This is a genomic window from Actinomadura sp. NPDC048032 (genome assembly GCF_040653175.1).
Taxonomy (GTDB): Bacteria; Actinomycetota; Actinomycetes; order Streptosporangiales; family Streptosporangiaceae; genus Spirillospora; species Spirillospora verrucosospora.
On the sequence record NZ_JBEZJP010000319.1, the window covers coordinates 1 to 9,816 of the forward strand.

Genomic DNA, 9,816 nt, shown 5'->3' on the forward strand with positions numbered 1-9,816 from the left:
ACGTGAAGAGCCGGCCGCCGGAGCGGAACGCGCCCGCCATCCGCGCGGCGCAGGCCGCGAGGTCCTCGGCGTACTGCTCCAGGACGGCCTCGCGCTGCACGGCCGGTTCCGGCACGTCTACATATCGCCGGCCGTGCTGTTCGTCGCCGTCCTGCTCTACCTGCCGTTCCTGTGGACGGCGTACCTGAGCTTCACCAGCTACGACGGGCTCGCCTCACCCGAGTTCACGGGCCTCGACAACTACCGGCGGCTCCTTGAGGCGACGCGCTCGTCACCTCGATCCGCAACACGCTGCTGTGGGTCGCCGGCACCGTCGTCCTGCCGGTGGGGCTCGGGCTGCTCGTCGCCGTCCTGTCCTACGACCTCAAGCGGGGCGCGTGGTTCCGGCTGCCGTTCCTGCTCCCGTACGCCATGTCGGGCGCCGGACTCGGCGTGATCTGGGGCTTCATCCTCCAGCCGGACGGGATGGCGAACCAGATCCTGACCCTGTTCGGGATGCCCGGCGGCGACACCGCGTTCCTGCAGGACGGCCCCCGCAACACCGTCGCCATGATCGTGGTGTGGACGTGGCAGCAGCTCGGCGTCAACATGCTGCTGTTCGTCGTCGGCCTCCAGTCGATCCCGAAGGGGCCGATCGAGGCCGCCCGCATCGACGGCGCGTCCGGATGGGCGATGTTCCGGCACGTCATCTGGCCGCTGATGCGCCCGATCACCACCGTGGTGTTCGGCCTCGCGCTCGTCGCCGGCCTGAAGAACTTCGACATCGTGTGGGTGATGACGCAGGGCGGTCCCGGGCGTTCGTCCGAGACCCTCGCCGTGACCATGTACCGGGACGTGTTCGTCGCCAACGAGTACGGCTACGGGTCGGCGGTCGCGGTGCTGCTCACCACCGTCACGGGCCTGGCCTCGTACGTGTACCTGCGCCGCCAGGTGAGCAGGGAGGAGACACGATGACCGGAAAGGGACTCCTCCACGCGCGCCGCGCCGTGCTGGCGGCGCTGGGCCTGGTGTGGCTCTTCCCCACCTACCTGATCGTCGCGAACGCGCTGCGGCCCGCCGGCGACTACGACCCCTCGGACGCGGTGAGCCCGCCGTCCTCCATCGGCCTGTTCGACAACATCGCGCAGGCCTGGGACCGCACCGCCGTCGGCGACACGCTGCTCAGCACCCTGCTGTACAGCGTCGTCTCGCCCGCGCTGGCCGTCCTGATGGGCGCGCTCGCCGGGTACGCGATCGTGGTGCTGCGCCTGCGGCACGGCTTCGCCTGGTTCGTGGTCATCTTCGCCGGGACGGTCGTGCCGTTCCAGATGCTGCTGGTGCCGCTGTTCGTCGGCTACAGCAAGGTGACGCTGTACGACGACCGCCTCGGGCTGATCATCATCTACTCGGCGGTCAACGTGCCGCTGGCCGCGCTGGTGATGCGCAACTTCTTCGGCAACGTCGCCGTGTCGATCTTCGAGGCGGCCCGGCTGGACGGCGCCTCCACCTTCCGGATCTTCTGGCGGATCTACCTGCCGCTGTCGGCCGCGGCCCTCGCCGCGGTGTTCATCCTGGAGTTCACCTTCGTCTGGAACGACCTGCTGTTCGGCCTGACGCTCTCGCAGTCGCCGACCGTCCGGCCGGTGTGGGCCGAGCTGTCCGCGCTGACCACCGACGTCTACGCCGGGACGCCGGTGCCGATCGCGCTGGCCGCCGGCCTGGTGGTCTCCCTGCCGACCGTCGCGATCTTCCTCGCGACCCAGCGCCTGTTCACCCGCGGCCTCACCCTCGCCCAGTTCTGAAAGCTCCCCGGAAAGAGAGATTGACGCATAACGATGACGAGTCGCCTGCTTCAGGCGAGCCTCGGCTCGCCCGACTATGACGGGATCCGCGACGCGCTGCGCCAGGACACCTCCACCGAGGTGCTCGCCGTGCGCGGCCTGTCGGTGCGCGCCGCCGTGCTGCCGCTGTTCAGGCGGGACGAGAACGGCGCGCTCCGCCAGGCCGTCCGGCTGACGCTGTCCGGCGGGGCGCCGGTGGAGGTCGCCCTCAAGGACGGCGACGCCCGGGTCGCGTCCGCGGCGGCGGAGGGCGGGAGCGCCACGCTGCTCGTCCCCGAGGTCGACGCCCCCCGCCGCCTCACCCTGGAAGTGCGCGACTCCGGCGGCCTCGTCGGGGCCGCGCCGCTCGACGTCACCCCGCAGCGCAAGTGGAACGTCTTCGTCGTCCACCACTCGCACCTCGACATCGGCTACACCGACACGCAGGGCACCGTCCTGCGGCACCACCTCGACTACCTCGACGCGGCGCTACGGCTGGCGCGGGAGACCGACGGGCGGCCGGACGACGCCCGGTTCCGCTGGTCGGTCGAGTCGTCCATGCCCGCGCTGCGGTGGCTCGCGACCCGCCCCGAGGACCAGGTCGCCGAGTTCGCCGAGCGGGCCCGCGCGGGCGACATCGAGGTCACCGCGTTCCCGATGCAGCTGCACACCGAGGCGTGCTCGACCGAGGAGCTGTACCGGCAGCTCCGCTTCGTCGAGCAGCTGCGCCGCGAGCACGGCATCGAGGTCCGCTCGGCGATGCACACCGACATCCCGGGCGCGGTCGTCGGGACCGTGGACGCCCTCAACGCGGCCGGCGTCCGCTACCTCGCCGCCGCGCACAACTGGGCCGGGCGCTCCGTCCCGTACATCACGGGCGGCGACAGGCTCGCCCGCCCGTTCCGGTGGCGGTCGCCGGGCGGCGGCGAGCTGATCGTCTGGTTCACCGACACCCCGCACGGCATGGCCTACATGGAGGGCAACACCGTCGGGCTCGTCGACGGCTACGACCTCGCCGAGGACCTGCTACCCCGCTACCTAGGATCCCTCGCCGACCGGCCCTACCCCTACGGGCCCGGCACGTTCGGCTGGTACGCCGCGCCCGGCCAGGTCGGCGCCGCCAAGGACCCCGACTTCCTGGACGCCGTCCACCTGCGCGTGCAGGGCGCGCACGCCGACAACGCCGGGCCGTCGATCGTCCCCGCCGACATCGCGCACCGGTGGAACGAGACCTGGGCCTACCCGCGGCTGCGGATGGCGACCAACGCCGACTTCTTCGAGTACGTCGAGGAGCACCACGGCGACCGGCTCCAGACCCACGAGGGCGACTGGACGGACTGGTGGGCCGACGGCCTCGGCTCCGGCGCCCGGCCGCTCGGCTACGTCCGGCGGGCGCAGAACGTCCTGCGGGCCGCCGAGACGCTGCACGCCCTCGCCGACGAGCGCGGCGGCGAGCGCGCCGGCGCGTCCCTCGCGGCCACCCGGGCGATCGACGAGGCCTACGACCGGGCCGCGCTGTTCGACGAGCACACCTGGGGCGCCGCCAACCCATGGGAGGACGCGGAGGAGGGCGGCGACTCCGGCGGCCTGCAGTGGACCCGCAAGTCCCAGGTCGGCTACCAGGCCCACGACGACGCCCTCGACCTGCTCCAGGCCGGCGCGCGGCGGATCGGCGCGACGTTCGGGGCCGCGCCGGACGCGCTCGCCTCGTTCCTCGTCGTCAACCCCGGGACGGCCGCCCGCACGGACGTGGCCCGCGCGTTCCTGCCCCGCGACGTCGTCGCCGTGGACGTCCCCGTCGCGCTGGTCGACGCCCGCACCGGCGAACCCGTCCCGCACCGCGAGGAGGAGGTCGACCCGGACGAGTGGCCCACCCGCCCCATCGGCCGCCACCTGGAGGCGGTCGTGCCGGACGTCAGCGGCCACGGTCACGTCCGCGTGGACGTCGTCCGAGCCGAGGCGGGCGCGCCGGAGCCGGTCGACCTCGGCTCCGGCGGCACGATCGAGAACGAGTTCTACCGGGTCGTCTACGACCTGAGGGAAGGGCACATCGCCTCGGTCTTCGACAAGACCGCCGGCCGCGAGCTCGTGAACGCCGACGCCGTCGCCGGGTTCGGGCAGTACGTCTACGACCGGTACGCGACCGCGCCGCACTTCAACCACATGTCCGGGCACATGCTCGTGCACGACAAGACGATGCTCGGGGACCGGGCCGTCGCCACCCACGCCACCGTCACCGAGTGCAGCCGGACGCCCGCGGGGGAGCGGCTCGTCGTCGAACTGCACGGCAAGGGCGTCGACTGGCTCCGCACGACCATCGACCTGTACGCGGGCGTGCCGCGCGTGGACGTCCGCTACCAGCTCGGCAAGCAGCCCACCGCGGCCAAGGAGGCGGTCTTCTTCGCGTTCCCGTTCGCGGTGGACGGCCCGCCCGCCGCGTGGGAGCTCACCGGCGGCGTCGGCGGCACCGGCGTCCCGAGCGTCCCGGGATCGGCCGAGCACATGCGCCCGATCCGCCACTGGGTCGCCTTCGAGGACCCCGACCTGACCGTGGCGTGGGCAACGCTGGAGGCCCCGCTCGTCCAGTTCGGCTCCATCCACATGCCCTACGCGCCGTTCCCGCCCACGCTCGACAACGAGGACGGCACCGTCTACTCGTGGGCGCTGAACAACATCTGGGACACCAACTTCCCGTCCCAGCAGCAGGGCGAGACCACGTTCCGGTACGCGTTCGCGTCCGGCGCGGCGGGCTCGGGCCGGCGGCTCGGCGCCCGCACGGCCGCCGGGATCACCGACCCGTTCGTCGCCACCCTCGCCACCGGCGACATGCCCGCCGCGGAATCGGGGACCTTCCTGCGCGTGGACGACCCGGACGTGCTCGTCACCTCCGTGGGCCGCGCCCGTGACGGCGACGGGCTGGCCGTCCGGCTCCAGTCGCTCGCCGCGGGCCCCGTGGAGACGGGCCTGCACGTTCCGGGCGCCACCGGCGCCTCGCTGAGCGGCGGTCTGGAGCGTGACCCGGCGGAACTGCCCGTCCGGGACGGCACCATGACGGTGCGGCTGCCCGCCTGCGGCGTCGCCACCGTCACGGTTCGGCGTTGAGTACGGATCGGGGACACATGAAGATCACAGGTATCCGCGCCACCACGGTCACCGTGCCGCTGGAGGCCCCCCTCCTGCACAGCAACGGCGCGCACTGGGGCCGCTTCGTCCGGACGATCGTCGAGGTCGAGGCCGACAACGGCCTGGTCGGGCTCGGCGAGATGGGGGGCGGCGGGCAGAGCGCCGAGGCCGCCTTCCAGGCCCTCGCCCCGCACCTGGAGGGCCACGACCCGTTCGAGCTGGAGGCGCTCCGCTTCAAGATCGCGAACCCGACGGCGAGCCTGTACAACAACCGCACCCAGATGCTCGCCGCCATCGAGTTCGCCTGCCTGGACCTCGTCGGCCAGCACCTCGGCGTCCCGGTGCACGACCTGCTCGGCGGACGCATCCGCGACTCCGTCCCGTTCGCGTCCTACCTGTTCTACCGCTATCCGGGCGCCGGGGGCTCGCCGGAGGTCCGCACCCCCGAGCAGCTTGTCGAGCACGCCCGCGCGCTCAAGGACGCGCACGGCTTCACCGTCCACAAGCTGAAGGGCGGGGTGTTCCCGCCGGCCCACGAGCTGGAGTGCTACAAGGCGCTCGCCGAGGCGTTCCCCGGCGACCGCTTCCGCTACGACCCGAACTCCGTGCTGAGCCTGGAGGAGGGCCTGCGGTTCGGGAAGGCCATCGAGGACCTGCCCAACGACTACCTGGAGGACCCCGTCCTCGGGCTGGAGGGGCTGCGCCTCGTCCGCGAGCGCGTCAACGTCCCCCTCGCCACCAACACCGTCGTCGTGAACTTCGAGCAGCTCGCCGCGAACGTGCTGCGCCGCAGCGCGGACGTCGTCCTGCTCGACACCACGTTCTGGGGCGGCATCCGGGCGTGCGTGAAGGCCGCCGGGGTGTGCGAGACGTTCCAGATCGGCGTCGCCGTCCACTCCTCCGGGGAGCTCGGCATCCAGCTCGCCACCATGCTGCACCTCGGCGCCGTCCTGCCCAACCTCACCTACGCCGCCGACGCGCACTACCACCACCTCGCCGACGACGTCATCGAGGGCGGGCCGATGCGGTACTCCGGCGGCAGGATCCCGGTTCCGTCGGGGCCCGGCCTGGGAGTCCGCCTGGACCGCGACAAGCTGGCCGAGTACGCGGAGCTGTACAGGGAGCTCGGCGGCTACCCCTACGACCGCGACCCCGGCCGTCCGGGCTGGTACCCGCTCGTCCCCAACGACCGGTGGGCCGACCCCGACGCCGCACTGCCGCCGCTCGATTAACCTGCCACGTGTGATTCGTTACGCGACGGCCGGCGACGTCCCGGAGATCCTGCGGCTGGTCCGCGAACTGGCCGAGTACGAGCGCGCCCGCCACGAGGTGAAGGCGACCGAGGACCAGCTGCGGGACCGGCTGTTCGGCGACGACCCCAAGGTCTTCGCCCACGTCGCCGAGCACGACGGACGGGTCGTCGGGTTCGCCGTGTGGTTCCTGTCGTTCTCCACGTGGAACGGCACGCACGGCATCTACCTGGAGGACCTGTACGTCGAGCCGGAGTACCGCGGCCACGGCTACGGCAAGGCGCTGCTCACCGAGCTGGCCCGCGTCGCCGACGACCGCGGCTACGGGCGCGTCGAATGGTCGGTCCTGGACTGGAACGAGCCGGCGATCGGGTTCTACAAGGCCCTCGGCGCCCGCCCGCAGGACGAGTGGACGGTCTACCGCCTCACCGGCGACGCCCTCACCCGGGCCGCCCGTCCCTCGCCCGGATGACCGCCCCCTGACATGCCGCGAGGGCCGTCCGGGAGCGGACGGCCCTCGCGATGAGCTGGACGCGCTCAGCCCTGCTTGGTCTCCCAGAAGATCTTGTCGATCTCAGCGATCTTCGCGAGCAGGTCCTCGGCGGCCTTGGTGTCCATGCTGCCCTTGGTGCCGGCGGCGCCCGCGAGCTTGGTGGCCTCGTTGAACAGCTGGTGCAGCTGCGGGTACTTCTCGAAGTGCGGCGGCTTGAAGTAGTCGGTCCACAGCACCCACAGGTGCTCCTTGACCAGCTGCGAGCGCTGCTCCTTGATCAGGATCGCCCGGGCGCGGAACTCCGGGTCCTCGTTGGCGGCGTACTTCTCACAGATCGCCTTCACGGACTCGGCCTCGATCCGGGCCTGCGCCGGGTCGTAGACGCCGCACGGCAGATCGCAGTGCGCAGACACCGTGGTCTTCGGGCGCAGAAGCTTGAGCAACACCTGCGATTCCCTTCCCTCGTTGTGGATCATGCTCAGGTCACCGACATTACCCTTGTGCACCGGGGCCCGTCCGGGCAGGGCACTCGGTAATTCGGCCTAAGACCCGGGCCGGCCGGCCCGGAACCTCTCCAGCACTGTTTGTGACCGCCGCCCGCCGAAGTATGCGGGCCGACGAGGAGGACCATGCGGATCCGGACCCCGCTGCTGTGCGGCCTGGCGGGGGCGGCGGCGGTCGCGCTCGCCGCGCGGAGGCTGCGGACCGTCGAGGTCACCGGAGACTCGATGCTGCCCGGGCTGCGGCCGGGGGACTGGCTCGTCGTCCGCGACGGCGCCCGTCCCGCGCCCGGCGCCGTGGTCGTCGCCGAGCACCCGGAGCGGGAGGGACTGCTCATCGTGAAGCGCGTCGCGCACCGGTCGGCGGACGGGTGGTGGCTGGAGAGCGACAACCAGCGCGCCCCCGGCGGCAGGGACAGCTGGGATTTCGGTCCCGTCGCCGACGACCTGGTCGTGGGACGGGTCGTGGGCCGCTACTGGCCTCGCCCGCGCCTGGCCCTGCGGCGGACGCGGTGAGCTGAGCCGCGTCCGGCGGAGCGCCGGCGGCGAACCGGCCGAAAGTACGACGGCCGCCGGTGGGAACCGTCCTTTGCGCCGGTGCCCCGAGGCGGCGCCGTCGCCGACGATCCCTTCATGCCACTTGAAGACCCGGTCCCGATGCTGCACGCCGAGGGACTGACGAAGAGATATGGGCGCAGGGAGGCGTTGAGCGACGTCGATCTGCACGTTCCGGCCAGACGCGTCGTGGGCCTGGTGGGTCCGAACGGGGCCGGGAAATCGACGCTGCTGAACCTGGCCTGCGGGCTGCTGGAGCCGACGTCGGGCTCGCTGCGCGTCCTGGGCTCCAGGCCGGCGGCGAGCGCCGCGCACCTGGCCAGAGTCGGGTTCGTCGCGCAGAACACTCCGGTGTACCCGTCGTTCAGCGTGGCCGACCACCTGCGCATGGGGGCGCGCCTCAACCCGTCCTGGGACCAGGGGCTGGCCGAGCGGCGCATCGGGCAGGTCGGGCTGAACCCGAAGCAGAAGGCGGGACGGCTGTCGGGCGGTCAACGCGCGCAGCTGGCGCTGACCGTCGCCGCCGCCAAGCGGCCCGAGCTGCTGATCTTCGACGAGCCGGCCGCCGCGCTGGACCCGCTGGCGCGCCAGGGGTTCCTGGCGAACCTGATGGAGTTCGTCGCGGAGCTCGGCGCCAGTGCCGTGCTGTCCTCGCACCTGCTCGGCGACATCGAGCAGGTCTGCGACTACCTCATCGTGCTGTGCGACTCGCGGGTCCAGGTGGCCGGCGACGTCCGGGACCTGCTCGCCGGCCACCACCGGCTGGCCGCGCCCGGCGGCGACCTCGGCCACCTGCCCGCGGGCGTCGAGGTCGTCCGGGCGGAGCCCGGCGGCGCGGTGGTGCGGACCGGCCTCCCGGCGTCGGAGCTTCCGTTCCGGGCCGGACCCGTCACGCTCGAAGAGCTGGTGCTCGCGTACATGTCGCGGGCGAGCGCGCCCGCCGCCCAGGTCCGGGAGGGATCGCGATGATCTGGTTGAACTGGCGGCAGTTCCGCCTCCAGGCGATCGCCGGTGCGGCCGGGCTCGTCCTGATCGCCGCCTATCTGCTGTACCTGGGCATGGACATCCGGGACGCGCACGACGCCTACCGGTCCCGGTGCACCGACCCCGCCGCCTGCGCCCAGGCCGTCGCCCAGTTCCAGGGCGCCTACATGAACCCGCTGCTGTTCCTCGCCGCCGGACTCCAGCTGCTCGCCCTCGTCATCGGCGTGTTCTGGGGCGCGCCGCTGATCGCCCGGGAACTGGAACTCGGCACCCACCGGCTGGTGTGGAACCAGAGCGTGACGCGGCGCCGCTGGCTGATCGGCAGGATGGCGTTCGTCGGCCTGGCCGCGATGATCCTCGCGGGCCTGGCCGCGCTGCTGCTCACCTGGGCGGCCTCCCCGTACGACGAGGTCGCCGCCGACCGGTTCGGGACGATCGAGTTCGGCGCCCGCCACATCGCCCCGATCGGCTACGCCCTCCTCTCCTTCGCCCTCGGCACCACCGTCGGCCTGTTCGTCCGCCGGACGCTTCCGGCCATGGCCGTCACGGGCGTCGTCTTCCTCGTCGTCCAGTTCGCGGTGCCGAACCTGGTGCGTCCGCACCTCATGCCGCCCGAGAAGACGTCCCTGCCGATGACCGCGCAGACCGTCAACCAGGCCAGAAGCCTGGGCAGCATCACCGGCGCCCCCGTCATCGGCGGCCTTCAGGTGCCCGGCGCGCCGGACGCGTGGATCAGCGAGACCAGCCCGCTGCGCACCGCGGACGGGCGGACGATCGAGGGGAAGCGGTTCAACGCCTGTCTCGACACCCCGGCGAAGACCGGCGCCGGCGGCACGTTCGGCGACACCGCGGTGTGCCTGGCGGCACTCGACCTGCACGTCGACGTCGAATACCAGCCCAGCGGCCGTTACTGGGGCTTCCAGCTGGCCGAGACCGGGCTTTACCTCCTGGCCTCCGCGCTCCTCACCGCCGTTTCCCTGCGGCGCGTCCGGCGCGCGTGAAGCGACCATTCCCGACAGCGAAACCAGGTCTCTCATGTCGCTTGGAAACAGTCATCGAAATGGTGCCGGCGGGTCTCCGGTGAAACCGGACGCGCTGGTCGACGCGGGGCT

At 72.2% G+C, this 9,816-nt stretch carries 9 protein-coding genes; 8 read left to right on the plus strand and 1 reads right to left on the minus strand.

Going from position 1 to position 9,816, the window contains the following annotated elements; all coding sequences use genetic code 11:
• Positions 1–324: 324 nt before the first annotated feature.
• From AB0C69_RS30745 to AB0C69_RS30765, 5 genes are read left to right on the plus strand one after another with little or no spacing between them, the layout of a single operon-like run.
• Positions 325–954, plus strand: a complete 630-nt coding sequence (locus AB0C69_RS30745) for a sugar ABC transporter permease (protein WP_360358547.1) — start codon at positions 325–327, stop codon at positions 952–954.
• Positions 951–1,781: a carbohydrate ABC transporter permease gene (locus AB0C69_RS30750; protein ID WP_345183275.1), complete on the plus strand. Its 831-nt coding sequence runs from the start codon at positions 951–953 to the stop codon at positions 1,779–1,781. The genes AB0C69_RS30745 and AB0C69_RS30750 overlap by 4 nt, the downstream gene beginning before the upstream one ends.
• Before the next feature lie 33 nt (positions 1,782–1,814).
• Positions 1,815–4,901, plus strand: coding sequence for a glycoside hydrolase family 38 C-terminal domain-containing protein (locus AB0C69_RS30755; protein ID WP_360358548.1), 3,087 nt, complete (start codon positions 1,815–1,817; stop codon positions 4,899–4,901).
• Between the two features lie 17 nt (positions 4,902–4,918).
• The gene (locus tag AB0C69_RS30760; RefSeq protein WP_345183271.1) at positions 4,919–6,154 is read left to right on the plus strand and encodes an enolase C-terminal domain-like protein; all 1,236 of its coding nucleotides are present in this window, start codon (positions 4,919–4,921) and stop codon (positions 6,152–6,154) included.
• Between the two features lie 10 nt (positions 6,155–6,164).
• Positions 6,165–6,644, plus strand: coding sequence for a GNAT family N-acetyltransferase (locus AB0C69_RS30765; protein WP_345183269.1), 480 nt, complete (start codon positions 6,165–6,167; stop codon positions 6,642–6,644).
• 65 nt (positions 6,645–6,709) lie between these two features.
• Here AB0C69_RS30765 and sodN read toward each other — a convergent pair whose 3' ends face one another.
• On the minus strand, positions 6,710–7,111 hold the full coding sequence (gene sodN / locus AB0C69_RS30770; protein WP_345183267.1) for a superoxide dismutase, Ni: 402 nt from the start codon (positions 7,109–7,111) through the stop codon (positions 6,710–6,712).
• A 183-nt stretch (positions 7,112–7,294) separates the two neighbouring features.
• Here sodN and sodX point away from each other — a divergent pair, with 183 nt between their 5' ends.
• The 3 genes from sodX to AB0C69_RS30785 all read left to right on the plus strand — a co-directional run bounded on the left by sodX (position 7,295) and on the right by AB0C69_RS30785 (position 9,705).
• Positions 7,295–7,681 (plus strand): nickel-type superoxide dismutase maturation protease, encoded by a 387-nt coding sequence (gene sodX / locus AB0C69_RS30775; protein ID WP_353832923.1) that lies wholly within the window; start codon positions 7,295–7,297, stop codon positions 7,679–7,681.
• A gap of 117 nt (positions 7,682–7,798) precedes the next feature.
• Positions 7,799–8,689 (plus strand): ABC transporter ATP-binding protein, encoded by an 891-nt coding sequence (locus AB0C69_RS30780; RefSeq protein WP_360358549.1) that lies wholly within the window; start codon positions 7,799–7,801, stop codon positions 8,687–8,689.
• Positions 8,686–9,705, plus strand: coding sequence for an ABC transporter permease subunit (locus AB0C69_RS30785; protein ID WP_360358550.1), 1,020 nt, complete (start codon positions 8,686–8,688; stop codon positions 9,703–9,705). The genes AB0C69_RS30780 and AB0C69_RS30785 overlap by 4 nt, the downstream gene beginning before the upstream one ends.
• Positions 9,706–9,816 lie beyond the last annotated feature (111 nt).

Coding starts and splice junctions, on each gene's coding strand:
- AB0C69_RS30785 (WP_360358550.1), top strand. CDS start 8,686: ATGATCTGGTTGAACTGGCGGCAGTTCCGCCTCCAGGCGATCGCCGGT.
- AB0C69_RS30780 (WP_360358549.1), top strand. CDS start 7,799: ATGCCACTTGAAGACCCGGTCCCGATGCTGCACGCCGAGGGACTGACG.
- AB0C69_RS30750 (WP_345183275.1), top strand. CDS start 951: ATGACCGGAAAGGGACTCCTCCACGCGCGCCGCGCCGTGCTGGCGGCG.
- sodX (WP_353832923.1), top strand. CDS start 7,295: ATGCGGATCCGGACCCCGCTGCTGTGCGGCCTGGCGGGGGCGGCGGCG.
- AB0C69_RS30755 (WP_360358548.1), top strand. CDS start 1,815: ATGACGAGTCGCCTGCTTCAGGCGAGCCTCGGCTCGCCCGACTATGAC.
- AB0C69_RS30760 (WP_345183271.1), top strand. CDS start 4,919: ATGAAGATCACAGGTATCCGCGCCACCACGGTCACCGTGCCGCTGGAG.